General features: G+C 56.2%; 18 protein-coding genes, 1 pseudogene and 1 other annotated feature. Of the genes and pseudogenes, 5 read left to right on the top strand and 14 right to left on the bottom strand.

Going from position 1 to position 25,633, the window contains the following annotated elements; genetic code table 11:
- Positions 1–265 precede the first annotated feature (265 nt).
- Together ACEN9G_RS16205 and ACEN9G_RS16200 are read left to right on the top strand one after the other, a co-directional pair.
- Complete coding sequence (locus tag ACEN9G_RS16205) at positions 266–3,226, top strand: EAL domain-containing protein (protein WP_483127737.1); 2,961 nt, start codon at positions 266–268, stop codon at positions 3,224–3,226.
- Between the two features lie 41 nt (positions 3,227–3,267).
- The gene (locus ACEN9G_RS16200; protein ID WP_413337814.1) at positions 3,268–3,753 is read left to right on the top strand and encodes an RICIN domain-containing protein; all 486 of its coding nucleotides are present in this window, start codon (positions 3,268–3,270) and stop codon (positions 3,751–3,753) included.
- A gap of 5 nt (positions 3,754–3,758) precedes the next feature.
- Here the strand turns inward: ACEN9G_RS16200 and ACEN9G_RS16195 are convergent, their stop codons facing one another.
- The 4 genes from ACEN9G_RS16195 to ACEN9G_RS16180 all read right to left on the bottom strand — a co-directional run bounded on the left by ACEN9G_RS16195 (position 3,759) and on the right by ACEN9G_RS16180 (position 7,538).
- Positions 3,759–4,139 carry a DNA-deoxyinosine glycosylase gene (locus ACEN9G_RS16195; RefSeq protein ID WP_413337821.1) on the bottom strand — a complete coding sequence of 127 codons (381 nt, stop codon included), beginning with the start codon at positions 4,137–4,139 and terminating at the stop codon, positions 3,759–3,761.
- Positions 4,140–4,357: 218 nt separating this feature from the next.
- A complete protein-coding gene (locus ACEN9G_RS16190; RefSeq protein WP_413337813.1) occupies positions 4,358–5,533 on the bottom strand; it encodes a hypothetical protein in 1,176 nt (391 codons plus the stop codon).
- On the bottom strand, positions 5,520–6,818 hold the full coding sequence (locus tag ACEN9G_RS16185; RefSeq protein ID WP_413337812.1) for a hypothetical protein: 1,299 nt from the start codon (positions 6,816–6,818) through the stop codon (positions 5,520–5,522). The genes ACEN9G_RS16190 and ACEN9G_RS16185 overlap by 14 nt, the downstream gene beginning before the upstream one ends.
- A 195-nt stretch (positions 6,819–7,013) precedes the next feature.
- A complete protein-coding gene (locus ACEN9G_RS16180; RefSeq protein ID WP_413337811.1) occupies positions 7,014–7,538 on the bottom strand; it encodes a DNA-deoxyinosine glycosylase in 525 nt (174 codons plus the stop codon).
- Between the two features lie 414 nt (positions 7,539–7,952).
- On the opposite strand from ACEN9G_RS16180, the gene ACEN9G_RS16175 reads away from it, so the two are divergent.
- Entirely contained in the window at positions 7,953–8,588 is a 636-nt protein-coding gene (locus ACEN9G_RS16175) for a lasso peptide biosynthesis protein (RefSeq protein ID WP_413337810.1), read from the top strand.
- A 262-nt stretch (positions 8,589–8,850) separates the two neighbouring features.
- On the opposite strand, the gene ACEN9G_RS16170 is transcribed toward ACEN9G_RS16175, so the two are convergent.
- The 3 genes from ACEN9G_RS16170 to ACEN9G_RS16160 form a co-directional block, all read right to left on the bottom strand.
- Entirely contained in the window at positions 8,851–10,494 is a 1,644-nt protein-coding gene (locus tag ACEN9G_RS16170; RefSeq protein ID WP_413337809.1) for an RNA-directed DNA polymerase, read from the bottom strand.
- A 341-nt stretch (positions 10,495–10,835) separates the two neighbouring features.
- Positions 10,836–13,025, bottom strand: a complete 2,190-nt coding sequence (locus ACEN9G_RS16165) for a DEAD/DEAH box helicase (protein WP_413337808.1) — start codon at positions 13,023–13,025, stop codon at positions 10,836–10,838.
- A gap of 1 nt (position 13,026) precedes the next feature.
- Entirely contained in the window at positions 13,027–13,968 is a 942-nt protein-coding gene (locus ACEN9G_RS16160; protein WP_413337807.1) for a HamA C-terminal domain-containing protein, read from the bottom strand.
- Positions 13,969–14,235: 267 nt separating this feature from the next.
- Here ACEN9G_RS16160 and ACEN9G_RS16155 point away from each other — a divergent pair, with 267 nt between their 5' ends.
- Positions 14,236–14,748, top strand: a complete 513-nt coding sequence (locus tag ACEN9G_RS16155; protein WP_413337820.1) for a tyrosine-type recombinase/integrase — start codon at positions 14,236–14,238, stop codon at positions 14,746–14,748.
- Here the strand turns inward: ACEN9G_RS16155 and ACEN9G_RS16150 are convergent.
- Positions 14,740–15,969 (bottom strand): annotated as a pseudogene (locus tag ACEN9G_RS16150) (IS3 family transposase). The gene ACEN9G_RS16155 and the pseudogene ACEN9G_RS16150 overlap by 9 nt on opposite strands.
- Positions 15,572–15,688 (bottom strand) — a sequence feature (AL1L pseudoknot). It overlaps the preceding pseudogene by 117 nt.
- Positions 15,970–16,191: 222 nt before the next feature.
- On the opposite strand from ACEN9G_RS16150, the gene ACEN9G_RS16145 reads away from it, so the two are divergent.
- Complete coding sequence (locus ACEN9G_RS16145) at positions 16,192–17,250, top strand: alpha/beta fold hydrolase (protein WP_413337806.1); 1,059 nt, start codon at positions 16,192–16,194, stop codon at positions 17,248–17,250.
- Between the two features lie 426 nt (positions 17,251–17,676).
- On the opposite strand, the gene ACEN9G_RS16140 is transcribed toward ACEN9G_RS16145, so the two are convergent.
- From ACEN9G_RS16140 to ACEN9G_RS16115, 6 genes are all read right to left on the bottom strand, one after another.
- Positions 17,677–18,174 carry a DNA-deoxyinosine glycosylase gene (locus ACEN9G_RS16140; protein WP_413337805.1) on the bottom strand — a complete coding sequence of 166 codons (498 nt, stop codon included), beginning with the start codon at positions 18,172–18,174 and terminating at the stop codon, positions 17,677–17,679.
- Between the two features lie 229 nt (positions 18,175–18,403).
- On the bottom strand, positions 18,404–19,909 hold the full coding sequence (locus ACEN9G_RS16135; RefSeq protein WP_483126759.1) for an efflux transporter outer membrane subunit: 1,506 nt from the start codon (positions 19,907–19,909) through the stop codon (positions 18,404–18,406).
- 1 nt (position 19,910) lies between these two features.
- Positions 19,911–23,123 (bottom strand): efflux RND transporter permease subunit, encoded by a 3,213-nt coding sequence (locus tag ACEN9G_RS16130; RefSeq protein ID WP_413340348.1) that lies wholly within the window; start codon positions 23,121–23,123, stop codon positions 19,911–19,913.
- A gap of 27 nt (positions 23,124–23,150) precedes the next feature.
- The gene (locus ACEN9G_RS16125; protein ID WP_413340346.1) at positions 23,151–24,362 is read right to left on the bottom strand and encodes an efflux RND transporter periplasmic adaptor subunit; all 1,212 of its coding nucleotides are present in this window, start codon (positions 24,360–24,362) and stop codon (positions 23,151–23,153) included.
- A gap of 139 nt (positions 24,363–24,501) precedes the next feature.
- Positions 24,502–25,356, bottom strand: coding sequence for an alpha/beta hydrolase (locus ACEN9G_RS16120; protein WP_413340344.1), 855 nt, complete (start codon positions 25,354–25,356; stop codon positions 24,502–24,504).
- A gap of 2 nt (positions 25,357–25,358) precedes the next feature.
- Complete coding sequence (locus ACEN9G_RS16115) at positions 25,359–25,574, bottom strand: hypothetical protein (protein WP_413340342.1); 216 nt, start codon at positions 25,572–25,574, stop codon at positions 25,359–25,361.
- Positions 25,575–25,633: the final 59 nt, after the last annotated feature.

Genomic DNA, 25,633 nt, shown 5'->3' with positions numbered 1-25,633 from the left:
CGGCGCCTGGGTGTGTCGTGGCGCCGTGAATGGGGATGGGACCGATATGGGGACATTGCTGCGAAAAAAAAGGGCACTTCCAGCTTTTGTTGCCACGAAGCCATAATCTTGTAAAGTTTCCCAATATCCATGTTAAGCTTTTAATCAAAAAAACAGGTCAGCATATAAAGCCTCGACCCACACAAGACAGATAACCGCCGTGCTGCCAGGGCCGGCACCGGCACGCAGCCGAGGCACAGCGTGCGGAGGGAACTCAATGGGCTTGATGGCTTCCATCTCGCCGGGAAGCGTCTTGCGCCGCCAGCTCGTGCTGGTTTGCGCGCTGCTGGCATACGCGTTGCACGCCGATGCCAGGCCCCTGCACGTCGTTACCGACAACAACTATCCCCCTTATCTTTTCCTGGACACGAACGGGCGCCCCGAGGGATATATCGTCGACCTCTGGCACCTGTGGGAACAAAAGACAGGCGTCCACGTCGACCTCCAGCCCATGCAGTGGAGCAACGCACTCCAGACGATGCAGGACCGCCGGGCCGACGTGATCGACATGATTTTCCGGACGCCGGGGCGCGATGCGTTCTACGATTTCTCCCGGCCGTACGACACGCAGACGGTCGGCATCTATGTCGATCCGTCGATTTCAGGCATCCATGACGTCCAGTCGCTGAACGGCTTCCTGGTCGGCGTGCAGCGCGGCGATGCCTGCGCCGAACAGTTGGCCAGGCAAGGCATCACGAACCAGGTCGCCTACCCCGGCTACGTCGCCATCCTGGATGCCGTCCGCGCCGGCGACATCAAGATCTTTTGCATGGACGACAGTCCGGCGAACTACTATCTCTATCTCTACCGCGACCAGAAGAAGTTCGCCAAAACCTTTACGTTGTATTCGGGGCAGTTTCGCTGGGCCGTCGCCAAGGGCGACAAGGCGACCTTCGATCTCGTCGAGCAAGGCATGGCGCGCATCACGCCGGCGGAGCGCGAAGCGCTGCGGCACAAGTGGTTCAACCAGCCGATACAGTTCCGGCCCTACCTGCGCATCCTCGCGTTCGTGATCCTCGGCGCGCTCTCGGCGCTGGCCGCCACCCTGCTGTGGATCCGGTTCCTGCGCCGCGCCGTCCATGCGCGCACCGCCGAGATCCAGCGGACCGCCCGCGCGCTCATGGTCGAGCAAGCCCAGCTCCGCACGCTGGTCGAAAACAGCCCCGATGCCATGGCGCTGAAAGACAGGAACAACGTCTACGTCCACTGCAATGCCGGCGCCCAGTCCCTGCTCGGCCTGCCGGAGGACAGGATCATCGGGCGCACCGACGACGACCTGTTCGCGGACAAGGCGTTCGCCGCGTTCAGCAAGGAAAGCGACGAGCAGGTCCTGCGCACGGGCCAGCCGCACAGGTACGAGGAAGCGATCGCCGCGCCGGACGGCACCCTGCGCGACCTGGAAGTGATCAAGGTGCCGATCCGGGCGGACGACGGCGAGACCGCGGGTGTCCTTGCCGTCGCGCGCGACATCACCGAACGCCGCCGCGCCGAACGCGAACTGCGCGTCGCCTCGGTCGCCTTCGAAAGCCAGGATGGCATGCTGATCACCGATGCCCAGGGACACATCGAGCGCGTCAACGCCGCTTTCACCCGCATCAGCGGCTACGCAGCCCTGGAAGCCATCGGCCAGAGTCCGCGGCTCCTGCGCTCCGGATTGCACGAGGACGGTTTTTACCACGCCATGTGGTCGACGCTGACGGCGACCGGGTACTGGACCGGCGAGGTGATCAACCGGCATCGCGACGGCAGCCCGTACACGGCGCGGCTCTCGATCACGGCGGTACCGGACGCGCAGGGCCGGACGATCCATTATGTCGGCAACCTGCAGGACATCACGGCGGAAAAACAGGCCCATGCCCTTGCCGAGCGCCTCAAGTCGTTCGATCACCTGACCGACCTGCCGAACCGCTTCCTGCTCGCAGACCGCATGGCCCAGGCCATGGCCGGTGCCGGCAGCGCCCGGGAGTTCGGCGCCGTCATGATGGTGAACCTCGACCACTTCCAGAAGCTGAACGACTCCCTTGGACATGCCGTGGGCGACCGGCTGCTCGTGGAAGTGGCGCGCCGCATCCGTTCGATCATGCGCGACGACGATACGCTGGGCCGGTTCAGCGGCGACAGCTTCGTGCTGCTGACCGAACGCCTCGGCACGGACCGGAATACGGCGGCGGCCCGCGCCCTGCTCGCCGCCGACGCCATCAGGACGGCGATCGCCGAGCCGATGATGCTCGACGGCCACCGGCTGACCTGCACCGGCTCGCTGGGCGTCACGTTGTTTCGCGACGGCGCGGACAGCCCCGATGCCTTGCTGTGCCAGGCCGAGCTGGCCCTGTACAAGAGCAAGCAGAGCGGACGGAATACGGTGCGCGCCTTCGAGGACGAGATGCAGGCCGAGCTCGACGGCCGCAACTGGCTCGAGAAAGCGTTGCGCGACGCCATCCGCGACGACGCGCTGACGCTGCATTACCAGGTCCAGGTCGATGCCTGCGGACGTCCGATCGGGGCCGAGGCGCTGCTGCGCTGGACGCACCCCGAACGCGGCGCCCTTTCTCCCGCCGCGTTCATTCCTCTGGCCGAGGAGACCGGACTGATCGAACCGATCGGACGCTGGGTGCTCGCCACGGCCTGCCGTCAGCTCGCCGCATGGGCGCATCACGAGGCCATGCGTGGCCTGACCCTTGCCGTGAACATCAGTGCGCGCCAGTTCGAATCCGCCAGCTTCGTCGACGACATCCTGGCCGAAGTCAGGCGTACGGGGGCGCCCGTGGACAAGCTGAAGCTCGAGGTCACGGAAAGCCTCGCGTTCGGCGACCTCGACGCGTCGATCCGCAAGCTGCACGTCCTCCGGGTCAACGGCTTCAGCATCTCGCTCGACGACTTCGGCACCGGCAATTCCTCGCTCAACTACCTGACCAAGCTGCCGCTCACGCAGCTCAAGATCGACAAGTCGTTCGTCGACGAGCTGCCGGCCAGCCAGCGCGACGCGATGGTGGCCCAGACGATCATCGCCATGGGGCGGGGCCTGGGTCTGGACGTGATCGCCGAAGGCGTGGAGACGGCCGCGCAACGCGATTTTCTCGTCGCGCACGGATGCCATTCCTTCCAGGGCTATTTGTTCGGCAGGCCGCTGCCGGTACGCGAATTCGAGGCGCAGGTGCTGGCCGCGCTGGTCGCGGCGGAGGCATAGCGCCCTCCGCGCCAACCGATTTATTCACTCAAGAGAAGACAATGCGACGACTGCTCCCCCTCCTGTTCGCTGCCGTTTCCCAAGCCGCCAGCGCCACCCCGTCCACCGTGACCCTGCACACCGACTTTACCGGGCGCACCAACTGCCTCGATATCGTCAACGCGGGCGACCATGATCAGTTGCGCATGGCGCGCTGCGGCCGCTATTCGGGCCAGATGTGGGAGATTGCGCCCGACGCCGAGAACAGCTTCGTGCGCCTGCGGACGCGCTTTACCGGCGCGGACATGTGCCTGGACGTGGTCAACGACGGCAACAACGACCAAGTGCGCATGGCATCCTGCGCCAACGTGACGGGCCAGCAGTGGCACATGGACCAGACCGGCCCAGGACCGGGCGTGCGTTTGTGGAACCAGTTCACGGGCCTGGGCAAATGCCTGGACATCGTCAACGACGGCAGCGGCCGCGTGCACCTTGCAGCATGCGGCAATTATTCGGGCCAGTACTGGAGCAGGCGCGGTTCTCGCTGACGGGTTTAATCGCCAAGCAACCGCCTCCAGCTTGCCAGCTTCTGCTCGAACGTCAGCGCCATGTGCGCCGGCGACGATGACGGCAGCACGACGGCCCGATAGCCCCGCGCCGCGAACTGCGGCGCGAACTCGCCCGACGTCTGCCCATTGAACCCGACCGTTTCCAGCTCTGGACACAACCGGTGCAGGCGTTCGAAGTCATTGGCCGCCGGACTGCGGATCGCGGAATCGAGACTGCCTTCGCGCTCGCACGCGGCCAATACGTCCCACAGGCCGAAGCGATGCGCGAGGAGGCGCGGCAGGCGGTCCGCATAAGGCAGTGAATAGAGGTCCTCGCCGACCAGCGTGCCGACCAGTTTCCAGAACTGGTTGATATTTTGGTTAATTTGACACCTGCGCGGATATCATTCACTTCTTCGCTTATTGTATGAATTCACTCAAAAGTGATATTTCCGTCTCGACTTCCGCATGGCCATGCTGCTAAAAAATGAACTTGAACGTACTGGAATATCGGTACCATCAGCCAAGATCGATTATCGAAAATCGGCGCTTGATGATTGACCTACTGCGCTCGAATTATTTCCTCATGGGTTCAGCCACGAGGTTAATTCCCTTCCAACGGCGGCAGCGGTGCTAGCAATGGAATCTGCCCTCCGATGTCTTTGCTTTCCGTGCGCCGTTCATCAGCAGAATCAGCAGCGGCTTCTGGCGCAGTCGCCAGTAATCCGATGATAGCCCGAGAAAAGCTGGTGTCGAGCGAGTTGCTCTTCACGAACAGAGCAAGCATGTCAGATGCCATCTTCGCTGAGAGATTAGAGTCACTCCCGCTCAAATGGCGAGGTAAGGATCCCGCACCCGCAGCAAAGTAATGTAATGCCAAATCGGTGATCCGAATGGCATCGTTCAGGGCATAGCGCCTGATTAAAAGTCGGTTGACCTCCTCAAGAAGTAGTGGGAACCCCTTGTGATCGATGGCTTGTTCTGAATCTACTTCACCGGTTAGTCGGTAGATGGCATCTGCAAAACGTACTTTTTGCGCCAGAGACTCTGCCCCTCCATGAAGCTCCTCACGGAGCCGGTCTTCGATTTTGAGCACGTCTAGCACGTTCAACTCACTTATCAGCAAACCTAGACTGATCGCAAGAGAGCGAGTTGCAAGAAGGATAAGACCAACGTGAGCCCGGTCGTCCGGCCGAAGCTTTCGGTGTAAATGATTTTGCTGCCCAAGGTTCAACAAGGTTAACACCCTGTGCGCAGGCTTCAGCGTCCAAAGAGTTGTGGTGAGAAACTGCGCCAAAGCGCGGTATTCGCTACCCTTGGGAAACGTGAGCAGCGTGTCGATACTGTCGTAACCAACTCCATCAAAATATGGTCCCTTCAAGCGACTTAATCCGAGTCGAGCATCGAGCTCATGCAATTCGGTATCGTCGATGCAATTCACGTTTAGTTCACGCGCCAGCCACCGTGCACTTTCAGGAATCTTCTTCTTGAAGAGATAGAGCTCCTCAAGGTGAAGCACATCCTGTAACCCCCTGACCCACAACACACGATCAACTGCGCGACCGCTGGCAGTCTTACAATCGATCAAGAGTCGCGACACTCCACCGCTGGCACTGAAACGGAAACCGAACACGTCTGCATCAGTTAAGTCCGTACCGGCCCGTGAATTTGTATCCGCAGGAAGAGTCACGGGGACATTGAGAAATGGTATATAGCCCAAGGCCCACGCCATGCGCTTGCCCAACAACTTATAGGAATGATCTTGATCACTTGATGACACGATGAATTCCTCGCAAGTCGTCGAGCAGCGCGCGACCGAGCCGGGCAGCGGTGCTGGTTTTGGGATCCAATTTGCGCGTGGCAATCACATCGCGAGCGCGCTTTCTGTTTGCTTCGGGGAGGAGCAATCCGCCAGGCTCAGAACTGGAGAAATATCCTTTCACCTCAGCTGGAAGCAGCAGTGACGACGACACATCCTCGCTCTGGCCCGAGCACATGGCAATAGCTAGATCTACCGCAGCCAAGTTGTCCTCGGTGTCATAGAGACGGAACCGGAAGCGCCCGTTTTCAGGCTCAATCCACCCCACCCCCATGTTTGCCGCAGCCGCATATTGAGATTGGATATTTGAATGGGGTGTGCGGCCGATCATCTTCCTGTCTCTCAGTCCTCTGAGGATCGCACTCGGGTCCGAAATTTTGGTGATAGAAGAATAACCTTCACCATAGCGAACGCACGATAGGATAATCCGCGCCTTTTCCAAGATAGCACGAGGATGGGTCGTCTTGAATGGTGCGAATGCAAACGACTGCGCTCCACCCGATGAGACGATGGCAGGTGCGCGCAAGATGTTCTCGTTGACCAATTCGAGAACCAAGGGATTGGTTTGTTCCAGCGTGCTGATCGGCGCACCAGGATGTGACTTTGCCGCTCGAAAGACTGCCTCGATCTCATGGTGCGTGCCTGGGTTTTTTGCAATAAAATTAAGCAGAGTCTCCGGGTTCTCTTCGGTGAATAGAGGCGCGTACAGAATCGGCACCCGGTCCTTGGGCGAGTCGTACTGGCGCAGGTAGCCGCCGAGGTCGCCGATGTCCACGACCGTTTGGATTTCAGCCGCCTTCAGACCCAGTTCGGACGCCAATGTTTCGAGCGGCACCGGCGCTACGGTGAGGCGATCGATAATGGCCATCGTCGCTTGCTCTAGTTCACCGGGTCTGCGCAATGACCACTGCTCGCCAAGCGCGCCGTAGACTTCCTGAAAATACGGGATGGTCTCCTCAATTCGGGTCGGCGCATAGATATTTGGAACAACGCGTATCCAACCAATCTGCTCCAGTGTGCCCAGCACAGTAGGCAGCGAATCAGACGAGATTCCGAGATTGCTGCAAAAGCCGTGGAATCCGACGATGTTCTCGATGGAGTCCAGACCACGGATGTGAACAGCGAGTTGAGCAGCCATGCCGATCTGTCGCGTGATCGGTATGGTGGCTGACACGCGCAAATCTGACACGTCTCGAAGGCCAGACTGCACGTCTTGAGCCCTCCGTCCGATAGCTTCCTGATCCATTAAAATTCCTCTTTTAAATTCACAACTACTGGCAGAACTCAGCCAATTGCTGAAGGATAGCATTCTTACCAGTGAGAAAGATACGCAAAATATCACACACAGATAATCGAGCATAAAATTGTAACCACTAATCGTTACAATTTCACTGTGTACATCCCCGCCGGTCTGTATAAATTAGCGCAGCTTGACGACCAACTACGTGTCGGCCACGATTGACTGCATGGCCTGCCACCGCATTGCCTTTTCTACATATGACAACGTATATGCCGGGCTACTCGAAGGTAGCTTTACGACTTGGTAAGCTGATGCTCTCGCACCCAGCACCTTCATGCCTAATTCCCCAGCTGTTCCGCCGCTGAATTCCAATGCCTTGATGCCGGGATAACGCTTAAGTAATCCCAGCAAATCGTTGTCGTTACGTTCTTTGATATTGCTATCCAGGCTCCCTTGCCGGTGAGCTTCAGTTACGATGTCCCACAAGCCGATTCCATGCGACAGCAAGGTAGCCAGGCGAGCGTCGTAAGCCATGCCGCGCAAGTCGGCACCGATGACCGTGCCCACCATGTCCCAGAACTTGTTCTCGCGGTTTCCATAGTATTCCTGGACAGTCAGCGACTTATCGCCCGGCAAGGTTCCCGATATCAGCAAGCGCGTCCGCTTATTATTCACCGGTGCAAAACAGCGTTTACGTATGTCCGGACTGCGGCCTGATGGATTCATGAACTAGATTTTACTAAGCGCGCCAACCATGATGTTTTGGTTAATTTGACACCAATCCATCGAATATCCATTACAACAATGGTTTTTTATAAACATTTCTCCGTATGTTGCCACCTCGAATGATTGGACTCTTGTTTAACAGCTAGTGATATGGTGCGTGCATGAATGTCATCAATTTGTCGTGCGTCGGTCGAGATGGCCTAAAAAGCAAGCAACCCCTGAAAAAGCACTATGGCTGAGGGCATATAGATGAGCAAGCAACTGACTTTGTTGGCGATTAATCAATTCTGACGACCTGCGCTCAGCTCTTCAACGTCTGTACCCTTAGTGCTCTTTTGAAGGCCAAACGGCGTTACCACCAGTGTTTTTCCTTGGGTTACACTACTCCCCCTGTTCATTACGATCTGACCATTCATGACACTTACTGAAGATAATCTTGACGGTGTACTTTCCTGGGGACAATCTCAGCTGCACCTTTGGTTAGCAAGTGCATTTACTCATCGCAACGAGTGCGGAAAAGACGGGCTTGCTTACCGTGTTTTCGAGGTGGTGCTAAGGGATGTTTGGGAGAAGCCTTATCTAGGCGCTTGTCATGATACTTCCGCTATCATGTACATAATGCTTGCCGAGCTTGGGCAAGCTTCCGAACTCTGCGTAGGCCAAGTGAAGGTGCCCAACGGTCCTTATTTAGACCATTCGTGGGTCGAGGTAGACGGAAAGGTTATCGACGCGGCTATAAGCTTGCCAAGGATTGATGGAGGTCTCTGCAGTTTCCCAGTGTTCGGGTCGATTGACTTAGGTTACAACAATCAAATGGAACTCGACTACGCCTACGATGACGGTAAGGGCTTCACAGATTTTGCACTTGCAGTGTATGGTGTGCCGCTCGGGGAGTTTACTCGTCTGCCTGGAGGAAACGAGCATCTCTGGGAGATCACTGCCAATTTGTTGATCGAGCTCGGAATCTCTGTTCGTGCCTCCAGTTTAGCGACAAAATATAGCGATCACTTGCGATCAGTAAGAATTCAAACGCCTGAAAGGCCGTTGTAAAACGGCCCGCAAGAAAACCTTCAACAAAAGGGTCAATCTTTTTTCACAATGAAGCGTTCACAGTCTTCGGGCGCGCTCCGGCCAGCGCGCTTTGCATTCCTCCCATAGGGTAGTGAAATGTACAATGTCGAAATTTGCCCCAACTGATCTCTTATTGGTCACGTAAAATAAATTGCGAATTGGATGCCGTAGGCGAATCGGCATCCATTAGCAGCTTATAAAGCAAAAATGCTCTCCTGTAAATTACGCATCAGCATTGAACCTATACTTTCTTTGGCTTATTCTCCATCGCAATGGTCAGAAGTTGATTTAGCGGGTTATGCGTCCCCCAACTTGCTTTGGCTGTAGACCTCTCTGCCCCCTGCCAATTTCGAGACGAGTAATATATAGCGCACTGTATGTAAGGGGACACTGAGTTGTAAAGAGTTCTAAGCGTCTTCCGCCGTGAATGATCTCCATAGCGACCAACGTATACGGCAGCTACAGCACGAAGTGCTTCGTGACGCGTCGCATCGCGCAGAAGATCTAACGAAGCTTTGACGGCATCCGATAGCCCATCTCCTCTTTGCATAAGTGCTGCAATAATCCAGACCTTTTGCCAGTCCATTAGAGATGCATCTTCTAAAGATTTCACCATAAACTCTGCAACCTCTTCGTTATCAATAAACTCAGCAAGATAGGCAGAGTATATTTGCGACATTGAAGCACGCTTTCTAAATGCATCAATTACATGTGAGACTGCATGGTCCGAGTCTGACATTGCAAATAAAGGAAGACAAAATCTTTCAATATTTTCTTCATAACCCGGATACTGAGGAATAGATTCAAAGAGGATTCGTGTCGCCGCCAATTCAAGATCAATCTCCTCGTCAACTTCTGAATCTTCATCATCGGAATCTTCCCATTCCGCCTGAAATCCATAATCGACGTCAAAATCCTCATCGGACAGCTGCTCAGAGACTTCCGCAACAGCAGCCTCGAACAAAGCCTCAAGATCAGGTTCTTCTGTAATAAGTGCACTCGCTGGCAAGATCTTGCACTTTGCCTCATTTAAGCCAAGATCATAACTTCTTAACTCCGGTATAAGTTCCTGCATTAAACTATCTGCGGAGTCTACACTGTCGATGAATATATACATATCGTCAACGTATCGGGTAGAAATTATCTTCTTCTCTTTCAAGAACTGATCAATAGGCGCAAGATAAAAATTACCTAGTAAATCTGATGGATACATGCCCTGAAGAATTCCTCGGGAACTACGCTCTCCCGCATATCCAGCCAGTAGATTTTCCAATCTTGAGGAAAGCGCAGAAGGATACCCTGCGTCAGCAAGTACGTTTACCAAAGTATGTTGATTTAGAGAACCAAAGAAATTGGCAATATCAATACGCACTACATATTTTACTGACTTCTCCTGTGCAAATTTTGCATTTGCCTTTTGTAAAGCGTTCCATGAAGTTCGCGTAGCGACAAACATATTTCCGCTTGCAGGCTTTGCTGGCTTATGACTAAAAGACCGTTCATGGTCGGTTTCGCTCTCGATTATCGGAGCTGCCTCATCAGCCAGCGCCTGATAAAGAAGCCGATCTTTAGGCATAAGTATGCTGCCGGGGCGAGAATAATTTGGCCCAAGACGCTTTGCCCCAACGCCAACCGGCATACGATAAGTTTTAGGGACCTCTATTGTCATAGGAACGCCAGGATTAAATTTTCCGTCTTCCAAATCTTTTTTAACTTGGCGAATAATTTCATCGCCTGCTTTAGCATATATAAAGCTAAGATGAGGAGCGTAAAAAAAATCTGAACGAAGATCGTGACGAACACGTTGCAACGCCAAATCCCAATCGATTTTTTTTATAATTTCAGGATCGAGACCAAATGGCTGACCCGGTTTTACTTGCGCCATATTTTCTCACTCAAACGATATGTTGACGATTATACGAAATTCTTGATTACCTGGAGTAAATCATTAAACAAGTAGTCTATCATCTTGCGCTAACAAGCCAATACAATTTAGCGCGATCAATCTCTACCATTTCTCTGTTCCGCGTGCTAATCCATTCATAAGCCACACTTACAACCACTGCTGTTACTTTGACAGATGCCACTCAACCATATCACGAACATGTTAGGTGTCATTGCAAACGACTTGTATCTCACGGCGATGTCATCGCCGCATATTTAGAAATTCATGAAGCAAATGAATTTAAGCACACCATGCTCGCAACAACCTTTTAGATGATTCATTTACTTAACAATAGCTAACTCGATTTTCTCACGCTCATAGTCCGTGAGCTGCGGAGCTCGATATAGGCGGCGTGCAGAGATGGATGAGATAACCTCATCTTGACTTAGGTCGGGCCTAATATACTTTTCTAATTTAACGATAGCAGAACGAGGTATGCCAAATTCAGATAAAATCGATAAATTTTCTCTAATAAAATCATTTTCTAATAGCGTGGCGTAGTAAACATAATTTCCTGGCCTTTGGCCTATCTCGGCGCAAACAAAGCGCTGTATTCTGTCAACAACCAATAACCACTTCGGAATTTTATATTGAAACCAGTGCCTCATTATTTGAAATGAATCCCGGATAGCGTCATCCATAAGTATAGCATCACTTTTCTTCGCCTTTTTTGGATCCCTTCTAGCATAATCGAATCGATCTTTCACAATCGCATTAATGCTTTTATTGAGCCCGTAGTCAAAAGTAAGTTTGATAATCCATTTTTTGGTCATAGGCTTGACTGATTCCACATCCTGTAGCAAACAGTCCCAAGCGAGGCCAAGCGTATATTCAAGTTGCTCATATGTTGGCGTACCATCCCAACATAGAAGCTCTCGATTGGCACGAATATTTTCACGAACGCTTTGCAACAAGTCTACTTGACCGCGAACACATATTGCATTTGCGGCAAATAATTCTCGCTCAGAACTACTAAATTGGCTGATGTATTTGTACTGCTCTGTAGAGTCATCCTTAATTTCGTTATTCTCGAGATTAATCAAAACCTCATCGGAAATTGGTGCCTGATCAACAAATGGCACGTCGATATAAATTATATCTTTTTCAGGTGGTGCTCCGAAGTTAAAAACTCGACCAATATAATGCTCCATTAACCTTCCGGCACGTCCGCGAATATTTGCATAGTCGAAATAGTCGATGGGTAATTCTTTTCCTTTACGCTGATCAAAATAAACTATATTTTTTGCGTTTGTGTTTACTCCCTCAATAATTGTCGAAGTGCAAAACAACACGCTTATACGACAAACGTCAAAGTAGTCAATTATCGTAGTAGTGATATGCCGCTGCAAAGCACCGTCATGGAAACCAATACCATACTCAATTAGTTCAATAAGGCTCCATAGCGGTGAAACGTTCTCGGATATCCAGTCATAAATAGGCAACTTGTTATTGCGCGCCTTTAGACCCCTACCTTTAAGGTGCACGAGATAAGATCGAGCCAGCGATCGTGCGCGGCTTGGTGAAGCGCAATAAACAAGAGTCTGTTCCTCGGATAAATCATCGAGAAGTTCAAACAATACATTTTCTTTGTACGTTTTCTTTTTCCCAAGGTCGCCAAATTTGTTCGGATGCCTCTCGTAAACATTTTCAATCTTGGTCCCGACCAACGTATAACTAGCAAGAAAAAATTCGGCGTTATACCTTTCAAGAAATTCTTGCGAAACCTTATCAACATTAGGACCGGCGAGATAAAATTGCGGCTCAAAGGTCTTGAGTAGGTACAACACAGCGTTATTGAGAGCATCAGCTCGCTCATCATCTCTTTTCGCGCTTATCTTGTAGAATTCATCAACGATTAGAAAATCGATTTTGGGGAAATCTCGATATTCATTGACCCGCTCCGCCGTAAGCAAGAATATGTTGCCGCGATTTTGATCGGGCTCTTGTGATGTCCGTAGAATTAATTTGTATGAATCGCGGTACTTTCCTAATTTCTTCCGTGTTTCGTCCAGCAAGGCTAGTGTAGGCTGGATAATAACAATATTCTTAAAGTTTTTGCTTGCGACCATTTCCTCAATGAGCAAACTTTTTCCGAAGCTGGTCGGGGCACTTACCACAAGGTTCTTACCGGCATTCAGAATATCAAAAACGAGCTTTTGTTCATCGTGAAAAACCCGATCACTGACGTGATGTGAATGATTTGAGCTCATGCGTACTAACGCACTGGTCGACTGCAACTCCAAGTTTTCCTTACGCAAATATGGATAAAAACCCACCGCCTCAATCAAATCAGCTAGCATCGGATCGAGCTTTTCATCGAATTTGTGTCTAGCTTGGAGGATATTTACTAAAAGCTCAACTCCTTCGGCCTCGTGCGTCACAAACTTATTTGCGCATTCCCGATAAATCTCGAAAGTTGAAGAATAATCAAAAGAATTCGAAATTTCGATAGATAAAATTCTGTCTAACATATCAGTCCCCAACTTCTTGCAGAAGACTTAACTTACGGTGCAAGCGTTTAACCAATTCGACCTTTGATGGCACGGGAAAGAGAAGTACGACAATGTTCAGCCTATCGGCAAAGGGATGACTAAAGGCATTATCAAAATATGCTTTCAGCTCAACTAATTTTTTCTCATACTCAACCTTGAATTCTGGACTTGTTTCATCATTGTGTTTTTCGAATAGGTCACAGGAGTATGTGCAAAGCAGCGGGATATTAATTTTTTCGAACTTATCCTTTAGTTTCGTTGTAGAAGCAAAAATATTTTTCCATTCGTCAATTAACGGAATGTTGTCGAAGAGTCTGATTTTCTTCGCAATAAGCGAAAACTCGGCCTCCATATAATCTGCACGAAAATGGCTCTGAACATCGGTAATTAATTCTTTCAGTGCCTTTTTGGGATCGAGATAGAGTTTCGATTCTCCTAGCCACAAGGTCTTGTTCGCCGGGTCGATATGCACACAATCGAAGCCATGTACTGCATGACCAAGCGAATCTTTAAAATAAATTTTTGACAACAATGGAATTGTGTTGAAAAACTCTCTGAGAAGTAAATGAAGAATTAATTCTCCGAATTCTCCACGACGTAAAAATTTATCTTCAAGATCATCTGCAATATGATCACCTTTCTCATAAATTTCTCTAACTCTGTCGAAGTGGGATATCTTGTAGATTGAACGCGCAGCGTCAACGACCTTCAATGCGGTTTCGGTATTTTGAGTAGAGGTTCCCTCGTGAAATCCAAACGCAAACTCATGAATTGCGGCGAGCAAACATTTCATTAATGCGCTCCACCGATATGAGCTCTCACCTGCGTCGTTTAAATCAAAGCCGACCAAGTATCCTCTCGCATTGCCAAAAGACAGAGGGTGTTCAATAACCGATTGCGCACCAAAAATTCCGGATTTCACTGCACGTCTCCCAGCTTGGGACTGATAAAGAAAAATACTGCAAAGCTCAATATTGTTTCCCACGATACATGAAAAACTCGCTTGTTGAAATAACTGTACAAAATACCAGTATTCAATGTTTACAAATTGCTCTTCTAAAACAAAGCCAATGTTATCAATAGCTTAGGACCATCTATCAATTCAATGTACGCCCAAAGTGTTGCAATTTATATTAGCAATATTTTTAACACATTGGAAAGCTATGACCTCTGAGAAAAAGGCCCAGTCCTGTCTGAACGGGAGTTCCGCCAAGTTGTCGCAACAGCGAGAACACATGAGCAGGCGAATCGTAACGTTACACTCCTCTACTTCTCAGTCGCGTTGGGGCTTCGCGCCAAAGAAATGAGCTTGCTGAAAGTTCAGGATGTGTTGGCACCGAACGGTACGATCAAGGATGAAGTACTGCTTACGCGCAGCACAACCAAGGGGCGGAAGCAACGCCTTATCTACCTCACCAATAAGGAGCTTCGCAAAGCGCTCTCTTTGTATCTTCGTGAACGAAGTGACAACGGCGCAGCCGTGGTCCGCCCTGATGCACCACTGTTCAAATCGAGGAAAGGCGGGCCTTTCAGTCCCAATACGATGCAGATGCTGTTCAAGCGCATGTACATCTCTGCTGGACTGGACCAGGCGTCGAGCCACTCGGGACGCCGAACCTTCGCGACGTCGCTAATCGAAGCTGGGGCCGATATCAAAGCTGAACCGCACCGGGAATCGTGGAGGCTGATTGGTTTAAGTTAATGCGGCTTCATCGGCAGCGATTTTGAGCTGCTTGTAGTAGTTTGCCTCAGCTTCGGCGGGCGGAATATTGCCCAGTGGTTCCATCAGCCGATGGTGGTTGAACCAGGCCACCCAGGGTTGCTAGTTCTACGGATTCCCCAGTTTTCCAGGTCGGACGGTGAATCAATTCCGTCTTGTAAAAGCCGTTGATCGTTTCAGCCAGCGCGTTGTCATAACTATCACCCCGACTGCCGACCGACGGTTCGATACACGCTTCGGCAAGACGCTCACTGTAGCGGATGCTTAAATATTGAGAACCTCTGTCGGAACTATGGACCAACGTTCCTTTGTCACCGGGTTGGCGGGTATACAGTGTCTGTTCAAGCGCATCGAGAATGAAATCAGTGGTCATCGATGAACTGACACGCCAGCCGACGATTCGCCGGGCGAACACGTCCACTACAAATGCCACGTACACCCAGCCCTGCCACGTCGAGACGTATGTGAAGTCCGACACCCACAGCTGATTTGGCCGGTCAGCAGAGAATTGCCGATTGACCCGATCCAGCGGATGTGGTGCGGTAACGTCGGGAATCGTTGTCCGGATTCGCTTGCCGGGTACAGCACCTTGCAATCCCAGTCTCTTCATCAAGCGTTCCACCGTGCAGCGGGCGACGACGATGCGTTCCCTGTTCATCTGCTTCCAAACCTTGGCCGCGCCGCAGACCTGCATATTGATCTGCCAAACCCGGCTGATCTCCGGGCACAGGATCTCATCGCGCTTCGCCCGGGCACACAGCTTTAACGGATCACGAAGCTGTGCGGCATGGCGCCGATAACCCGACGGGGCAATCCGCAAGACCTTGCAGATCGGCTCGACCCCGAAGGTGTCGCGATGCTGATCGATAAACGCCTTCAGGACTTCAGCCGGCGGTCGAGCTCCGCCTGGGCGAAAAACGCACTCGCCAGCTTCAGGATTTCGTTGGCGCGCCGCAGCTCCTTGTTTTCGCGCTCAAGGGCCTTTAGCCGCTCTCGTTCCTCTGTTGTCACTCCGGAGCGCTCTCCTTGGTCAACCTGGTCGCGCTTGACCCATTCATGCAGCGTTTGCGGGCTACAGCCGATCATCGCTGCAATTGATTCAACTGCCGCCCACTGGGATGGATGTTCATCTCGCTGCTCCCTTACCAGGCGGACTGCGCGTTCACGGACCTCGGGCGAAAATTTGCTTGGTTTTTTGTTCATGGGTCCATTCTCTCAAGAGTTGGAGCCTCCAGCAAATCCGGTGCGGTTCAAATTACGGCCGTCAAGGTAACGGGCAAGGAAGTTGTGTATAACCGGGGCCTTCGACATGGGACGAAGTTCCTGCATCGGACGTCGTCGCGAGTCATCCATTCGCTTATGGCGTTTGCTGACTCGCGTTGCTTGCGCAACACATCGTGACAATATGAGAGAATCTAGGGCAAATTGAGTGATACCGTTGTTCATCTTACAAAAGAAGAAAAAGGGGATGAGATGTATCGCTTACTTGTTTCGTTATGCGGATTGATGCTAGCCGGCTGCACACAGCCGCCGCTCAAACCTGTCGATGGTAACTTCGCAGTTAGTTCACACAAACTGTCGAAGCCCTACTCTGACTCGTACAAAGATGGCCTATTCCACATGGCGTGCACAGACAGCTACAAAAACGGGCACTTTTATTCGACCCTTAGGAACAAGGAATGCAGTGATGATCAGTGTATTAAGGATCGTGTGGAACTAGCGCGAAGCCATTTCGAACACGCTGCGATGGCAAACAATGTTTATAAGACTCCCCAAACCAAACCAACCTTCGCCGTCCCTGGTTGGACATTGGTCTCACGTCTATCTAGTGAAAGCGGCCTCGACGTAGACGTGTATCTAGATGCGAAAGATTGGGGGTCTAGCAAGAAGGCTACCGTAGTTTATCGCGGCACTGATTTTTATTCGCTCAAGGATTGGAAGACGAACTTCGCCATCTCAGAGCCACTGCAATTCAAGCAGGCATTCGATCACTTATACGACATCCGCAACAACTACCCTTCGATTCCAATTGTCGTCGTTGGGCATTCACTCGGTGGGGCCATCGCCCTAAACATGGCAGCGAGATTCCAGAACGTTGAGGCCGTCGCATTCAATCCATCGCCGCGTGCGTTTTTTGCAGCAGATCGATATTCAAAATTAAACAAAAAGACGATTTTGTATGAACGAGGTGAAGTCTTGGACGTGCTTTTTGGCCCGTATTTGAGAATGCGTCTAGAGGGCCCGATTGAGCTGGGCAACTACAACCTGTTTGATTACAAACTTCGGTCACTTCCACCAGTCCAAGAACACGGAATCTATGAAATGACCAGAGCTCTTACAGTAATAGCAATGACTGTTGGAGATGACGAGCAGGCACGGAGGTTTTTTGTAGAGAATGTGCCGGAATCAGTCGCCAAAGAAATAGATTGGGAAAATTGCGCGTCACTTTATTCGACCGCCAACCGAAACACGATAACTGAATAATAGATCATTTCATCAGGAGGCAGCGACTTCATTATGAAATCTCGCTTTACTCTAAACGTCAATTTTTACTTTTCAATTTTCTGGAAATCAAGGCTATATTCTCTCAAGGCAGGGCGCTTAAAGGCGCCTTCTTCCGAGAGGCAACTAATACACGCAATTTTGAATCGACCGTTTCTTCTTGAATATTGGCTCACCACCGCAGTGCTCTCAAGGATTGGCATAAAAAACGCCCTGAATTGTTCAGGAAGCGTATGTATAACCAGCCGGGTCTTGACAGGTAGCGACTGTGAATGCTGCTGACGCTGCTCTGGTGTTCCAGCTTTTCCTGCTGTCGTCCCCAAGCACGGTCTTCGGCAGCGACTTCCACTTGGAGCGCTCCATGACCGTAAGGCCAATTAGCAAGTCTCCACGGATGGTGCGAATTTCTTAGTTGATTAAGCTGTGCCAGATGACCAACTTCTGGGCAAACGACAGCGCCGCGTGCGCCGGCGAGGTCGACGGCAGCACCAGGGTGCGGTAACCGGCGGCGGCAAACTGCGGCGCGAACCGGCCCGACGCCTGCCCGTTGAAGCCGACCGTTTCCAGAAGCGGGCAGAGCCGGCGCAGGCGTGCGAAATCGTTGGCCGCCGGCTTGCGGATATTCGCATCGAGGCTGCCCGCGCGCTCGCAGGCGGCGAGCACGTCCCACAGGCCGATGCCGTGCGCCAGCAGGCGCGGCAACCGGTCGGCGTAAGGCAGGCCGCCCAGGTCTTCATGGGTGAGCGCGGACAGGATCGGCCACAGCGCGTTACGCGGGTGGGCATAGTACTGCTGCGCCGCGAGCGATGCGGCGCCCGGGAAGCTGCCCAGGACGAGGATGCGCGTGTCGGGGGCGATGACGGGGGCGAGGCCGGCGAGTTGGGCGGAGTCGATAGGTGCAGACATGAAAACATTGTAGCGCGCAGTCTGGCGCTATGACGGTACATGAACACGTCATTCCCGTGCACACGGGAATCCATGCTGATTCTACTTCGGGCACTCGCATGGGTTCCCGCCAAGGGGGACGCCTAGTCCGGGAACGACGGATCTTAAACACGAAAAAAGCGGCGATACGCTCGCACGTACCGCCGCAAAGGGCATTACCGGAATCACAGTAAGGCCAGGGACTTCGTCTTCAGTTGCGCGCCTGCGCGGTATCGTCCGCGCGGGCAGCGGCATCCCAGCCGCCACCCAGCGCGCGGATCAGCGCCACGGTGGTGATCGCACGGTCGCCGCGCAGCTGCACGGCATTGCGCTCGACGATCGCCAGGTTGCGCTGCGCGTCCAGCAGTTCGAGGTAGCTGCCGCGGCCCGCGTCGTACAGCTTCTGCGCCAGGTCGGCCGAGCGGCGGGCGGAGACCACGCCCGCCTCGATCTCGGCGCTCTGCCCCGCCAGGATGCGCAGGCCGGCCAGGTTGTCCTCGACCTCGGCGAACGCGGTCAGAACGCTCTGGCGGTAGGCGCCGACCGCTTCTTCCAGCGCGGCCTCGCTGCGCACGACGTTGTTGCGGTTGCGGCCACCGTCGATCAGCGGCATCGACAGCGCGGCGCCCAGCAGCCACGAACGGCTGCTCCACTTGAACACCTCGGCGAAGCTCGTGCCGACGCCGCCGGCGCCCGCCGACAGGTTCAGCGCCGGGAACATCGCGGAGCGTGCCACGCCGATGCGGGCGTTCGCCGCCTCCATCGAGCGCTGGGCGCTGGCGATGTCGGGACGGCGTTCCAGCAGCGTGGAAGGCAGGCCGGCCGGGATCACCGGCAGCGCGGCGACATCCGACAGCGGCGCCGACGGCGCGCTGAAGTTCGACGCCGGCTTGCCCAGCAGGACGGCCAGCGCGTGCTCCGCCGCGGCGCGCTGGCGCTGCAGGCCGATCGCTTCCGAACGCGCCGTCGCCAGTTCCGTCTTCGCACGCGACAGGTCGAACTCGCCGATGTCGCCGGCGTCGAAGCGGCGGCCCGTCACGCGCACGCTCTCTTCGCGCAGCTGCACCGTGTGGTTGACGGTCGCGATTTCCGCATCCAGCGAACGGAGGCGGAAATAGGTCTGCGCCACGTCGGCCTGCAGCGACAGCAGCACGGAGCGGTACGTCGCTTCCACCGCGCCGGCGTCGCCGCGGGCGGCCGCCACATTGGACGATACGCGGCCGAACAGGTCGACCTCGTAGCTGGCCGACAGCCGCGCGCTATAGACATTCGCCGGCGCGACGGGAGAACCCTTCGGCAGCGACGCTTCCAGCGGCGACAGGCGTTCACGCTGCGCGCCGACACCCACGCCCACCTGCGGGATGCGGTCCGCTTCGGCGATGCCCGCGATGGCGCGGGCCTGCTTCACGCGGGCGGCGGCCACCGTCAGGCTCTGGTTGTTGGCCGTCGCTTCCGCGATGAGGCCATTCAGCGTCTCGTCGTGGAAGGCGCGCCACCATTCGCCGCGCGGCTGGGCTTCGGCCGGACGGCCGACGGTCCACGTGGTGCCGTCGGCGGCGCTGCGCACGTCATTGGCTGCGCCGGCAGGCACCGTTTGCGACTCCTTGAACGCCGTCGGCGTCGTGATGCTCGGTTGCTTGAATTCCGGGGCGGCGCACGCCGTCAGCAGCAGGGCCGCCATCAGCGGGGCCACGCCCCTTGCAATCATCGTTTTCATATCAGTTTCCTTCCAGGGCCGGTGCATGGTCGCCATCGACGACGGTATTCGGCGCCGTGTCGTGGGCGTGGGCATGCTTCGGCTTCTCGAAACGCTTGGCCAGCGTGCGCAGCAGGACGTAGAACACCGGCGTCAGGAACAGGCCGAAGAACGTCACGCCCAGCATGCCGGCGAACACGGCGACGCCCATCGCGTGGCGCATCTCGGCACCGGCACCGTGCGACAGCACCAGCGGCACCACGCCCATGATGAACGCGATCGACGTCATCAGGATCGGACGCAGACGCAGGCGGCAGGCTTCCAGCGCGGCGGCCACGGTACTGCGGCCATGGTGTTCCAGCTCCAGCGCGAATTCCACGATCAGGATCGCGTTCTTCGACGCAAGGCCCACGAGCACGAACAGGGCGATCTGCGTGAACACGTTGTTGTCGCCGCCGGTGAGCTTGACGCCGATGAGGGCGCACAGGATCGACATCGGCACGATCAGGATCACGGCCAGCGGCAGCGTCCAGCTTTCGTACTGCGCGGCGAGCACGAGGAACACGAGCAGCACGCACAGCGGGAACACGTACAGCATGGTGTTACCGGCCAGGATGTCCTGGTACGTCAGGTCGGTCCATTCGTACGAGACCCCTTTCGGCAGCGTGGCCTTGACGATTTCTTCCATCGCGGCCTGCGCCTGGCCCGACGACACGCCCGGTGCCGGGCCGCCATTCAGCTCGGCGGCGACGTAGCCGTTGTAGCGCTGCACGCGATCCGGACCATACGTGTCCTTGACCTTCATGAGCGAGGACAGCGGGATCATCTCGCCCTTGTCGCTGCGGACCTTCAGCTGCGCGATCTGCTCGCGCTGCGAACGGAACGGCGCATCCGCCTGCACGCGCACCTGGTACGTGCGGCCGAACTGGTTGAAGTCGTTCACGTACAGCGAACCGAGGTTGATCTGCAAGGTCTGGTTGATCTCGGCCAGCGGCACGCCCAGCTGCTTCGCTTTCACGCGGTCGACGTCGGCGAACAGCTGCGGCACGTTGATCTGGTAGCCCGAGAACACGCCTTGCAGGCGCTTGTCGGTCCACGCCTTGGCCTGCACGGCCTGCACGGCTTTATACAGCTCGTCGTAGCCGACGCCCGCGCGGTCCTCGATCATCATCTTGAAGCCGCCCGTCGTACCCAGGCCGTTCACCGGCGGGGGCGACAGCACCATCACGAACGCGTCCTCGATGGCGCCCATGCGCTTGTTGATCTCGGCGGCGATCGCGTCGGCGCTCTGCTCCTTGCCTTTGCGTTCGTCGAACGGTTTCAGCGTGGTGAACACGATGCCGGCGTTCGGGGCGTTGGTGAAGCCGTTGATCGACAGGCCCGGGAACGCGACCGACGATTCCACGCCCGGGATCTGCTTGGCGACGTCCGACATCTTGCGGATGACGGCGTCCGTGCGGTCCAGCGAGGCGGCGTCCGGCAATTGCGCGAAGCCGATCAGGTAAGCCTTGTCCTGCGCCGGCACGAAGCCCGGAGGCACCGCCTTGAACATGAAGATACCGGCGATGGCGAGCAGCACGTACACGCCCAGCGTGGCGCTCTTGCGCTTCAGGACGCCCTTCACGCCGCCTTCATAGGCATGCGACGAGCGGCCGAAGAAGCGGTTGAAGCCGGCGAAGAAGCGGCCGAACACGGCGTCCATCATGCGGGTCAGGCGGTCCTTCGGCGCATTGTGCGATTGCAGCAGCGCGGCCGACAGTGCCGGGGCCAGCGTCAGCGACGAGAACGCGGAGATCACGGTCGAGATGGCGATGGTCAGCGCGAACTGGCGGTAGAACTGGCCGGTCAGGCCCGAGACGAACGCGATCGGGATGAACACGGCGCACAGCACCAGGGCAATCGCGATGATCGGGCCGGAGACTTCCTTCATCGCCTGCACGGTCGCGTCGTGCGGATTCAGGCCGTTCGCGATGTTGCGCTCGACGTTCTCCACCACGACGATCGCGTCGTCCACCACGATACCGATGGCGAGCACGAGGCCGAACAGCGACAGCGTGTTGATCGAGAAGCCGCAGGCGAGCATCACCGCGAACGTGCCGACGACGGACACCGGCACGGCCAGCAGCGGGATCACCGAGGCGCGCCACGTCTGCAGGAACACGATGACGACGATGGCCACCAGGATCACGGCTTCGATCAGCGTGTGGATCACGGAGTTGATCGACTCACGCACGAATTGGGTCGGGTCGTACACAATGCTGTATTCGACGCCTTCCGGGAAATCTTTCGACAGCTCCTTCATCTTGGCGCGCACGTCGGACGACAGTTGCAGCGCGTTGGCGTTCGGCGCCTGGAAGATGGGGATCGCCACGGCCGACTGGTTGTCCAGCAGCGCGCGCAGGGCGTACGAGTTCGAGCCCATTTCGAGGCGCGCGACGTCCTTCAGCAGCGTGGTCGCGCCGTCGGCATTGGTCTTGATGACGATATTGCCGAACTCCTCGACCGACTGCAGGCGGCCCTGCGTGTTGACGGTCAGCTGGAAGTCCGCGCCTTTCGACGGGCCCTGGCCGATGACACCGGCCGCCACCTGCACGTTCTGCTCGCGGATCGCGTTCACGATGTCGCTGGCGGTCAGGTTGCGTGCCGCGACCTTTTGCGGATCGAGCCAGACGCGCATCGCGTAGTCGCCCGAACCGAACAGCTGGACTTCGCCCATGCCGTTGATGCGCGCGAGTTCGTCCTTGACGTTCAGCGTGGCGTAGTTGCGCAGATAGAGGTCGTCATAGCGACCATCCGGCGAGCGCAGGTGGACCACCATCGTGATGTTGGGCGAGCTCTTGACGGTCGTGACGCCGATCTGGCGCACCTCGTCCGGCAGGCGCGGGAGCGCGCGCTGGACGCGGTTCTGCACGGCCGTCTCGGCCTGCTCCACGTTGGTGCCGATTTTAAAAGTCACCGTCAGCATCAGCGCGCCGTCGGAGGTGTTCTGCGACGTCATGTACAGCATGTTTTCGACGCCGTTGATTTCCTGCTCCAGCGGCGTCGCGACGGTTTCCGCGATCACCTTCGGGTTGGCGCCCGGGTATTGGGCGCGCACCACCACGGAGGGCGGCACGACGTCCGGGTACTCGGAGATCGGCAACTCGAAGATCGAGATGAGGCCGGCCACGAAGACCAGCACCGACAGCACGGCCGCAAAGATCGGCTTGTCGACGAAAAAGCGTGAGATGTTCATTTGTTCTTGTCCCTCGGTCTTATGGGATTACTTCGTGTCAGCCATGGCCAGCTTCGCGTCCTTGCCGGGCGCTTTCGCAGGCGCCAGCGATGCGACCATCGGCACGGTCTGCGCCGTGATGGGCGCACCCGGACGCACGCGCTGCAGGCCGTTGACGACGATCTTCTCGCCCGGCTTCAGGCCGGCGCGCACCACGCGCAGGCCGTCGACGACGGGGCCGAGCTTCACTTCGCGGTACTCGGCCTTGCCGTCCGCGCCCACGACGAACACGAACTTGTGGCTCTGGTCCGTCCCGATGGCGCGGTCCGTGATCAGCAGCGCGGGCTTGGCTTCGCCGCCGCCGATCTGCACGCGGGCGAACAGGCCGGGCGCCATGCTGCGGTCCTTGTTCTCGAACGTGGCGCGCATGCGCACGGAACCGGTCTGCGAGTCGAGCTGGTTGTCGACGAATTCCAGCTTGCCCTCGTGCGGGTAGCCTTCTTCGTTGACGAGGCCCACCTTCACCGGCACCGACTGGCCGTCGTGCGCCTGCTTGGCGACGCGCAGATAGGTCTCTTCGTCGCCGTCGAAACTCGCGTAGATGCGGTCCAGCGACACGACGGACGTCAGCACGGCCGATGCATCGACCAGGTTGCCGAGGGTGATCTCGGCCTTCGACACGCGGCCGTTGATCGGCGAGATCACGCGGGTGTACGACAGGTTCAGGCGCGCGGCTTCGGCCTGGGCTTCGGCGGCGCGGGCGGAGGCGTCGAGTTCCTTCTGGCTCGACAGGCTCGCGTCGTATTCGCGCTGCGCGATCGCCTTGTCGCCCAGCAGGCGCTCGGCGCGGGCCAGTTCCGTGCGGGCCAGGTCGGCCTTGGCGCGGGCCGATTTGGCGGCCGCGACGGCGCGCTCGGCTTCGGCCTGGTACGGACGCGGATCGATCACGAACAGCACGTCGCCCTTTTTCACTTCCGCACCCGGCTTGAAGTTGACGGCGGTGATGTAGCCCGACACGCGCGGACGGATCTCGACCCGCTCGATGGCTTCGAGACGGCCCGAGAATTCCTGCGTTTCGGCCACCGGCTTTTCGAGCACGGCGGCCGCCGACACGGGCGGACCTGCCTGCGCCTGGGTTTGCGCCTCGGCTGCCTTGCCGGTTGCATCCGAGCAGCCCGCAATCAGGGCCGCAACGCCGGCTGCGCCCAGCGCCAGCACGACGGGTCGCACGGCCATCTGGAATTGTTGAATCGTTTTCATGGTTAGCCCTCCGGTTATTAACTAGCTTTTAATGATTGGACGAAAACGGTCCTTTCCAGGCTTTTGCAGGAAAAGACAGGTCTCCCGTGCCTCGCGGGCACGTCTTTATCGTTGGTGGTAAATCAGATGAACTACGAGGTCAACAGCTGGCCGGTTCGTCTTCCTCGTCGAGTCCGGCAATGAAGTTGGCAATCTCGCTCAATGCATGGCCCCGACAGGCACACGTATCTCGCGCATTCGGCTCCTGCAGGCGTTGCGCCGCCTGCAGGCGTCTGACCGTCGTCGGCACGCCCGACTGGATCAGTTTGCCGCCGTAGGCTTCCGCTTCGTCGCGCAGCGGGTCGTCCTCGATCGACAGGATCAGGGCCGGCGGCAGGTTCTTCAAACGGCTCGACTGCAGCGGCGAGGCATACGGATGGCTACGGTCCGCCGCGTGCGGCAGATAGCCCCGGTAGGCGGCGGCGCATTCGTCGAACACCTTCGCCTTGTCGGGGCAGGTCGGCATCTCGCGCATCGAGCAGGTCGACAGGCCCGGGTCCAGCATCGGCATCAAGAGGATCTGGCCGGCCAGCCGCGGCGCACCCCGGTCGCGCGCCATCAGGGTGCACACGGCGGCGAGGTTCGCGCCGGCCTCGATGCCCGCGACCAGCATGCGCTTGCCGGTCCAGCCGAGCTTTGTCTTGTTCTTCTTTGCCCACAGCAGCACGGCATGCGCATCTTCCGCGGCGGCCGGGAACGGCTTCACCGTCGCCAGCGTATAGGTCGACGACAGCACGACCGGATACCCGCTCGCCTCGGACAGGTGGCGCAGGAACGGATCGGCATCTTCCAGGTCGCCGTCGACGAAGCCGCCGCCATGGAAGAACACGATCAGCACGTCGCGCTTGCCGTCGACGGCAGCCTTGTACAGGCGGGCCGCCAGCGGTCCTTCCGCGCCCACGACCTGCAGGTCGCGGACCGCCAGCGTATGGCCGTCGTCGGCTTTGCGTGCCACGCTCACCGGCTTACCTCATTGGACGCTACCAGCACGGACGGGATCGCGGTCGCATCGCATTGTTCGCCCGTGGCGACGACGTGGAACAACGCATCGTATCCGCGTGCCTCGGCACCGGCCGCATGCGCGTACTCGTCGGTGAGTACCGTGCCTGCCATGGCCACTACGCCGAGTACCAGCCCGAACACTGCCGCGATTCCATCGCGATGCGCTTTCATGATCCTCTCCTTGGGTGTGTCAAATATCGAAACTATCAGCTACCGTACCGACACTATAA

The organism is Massilia sp. Masssp94 (assembly GCF_059491305.1).
This window is presented reverse-complemented; position numbering and strand designations above follow the sequence as displayed.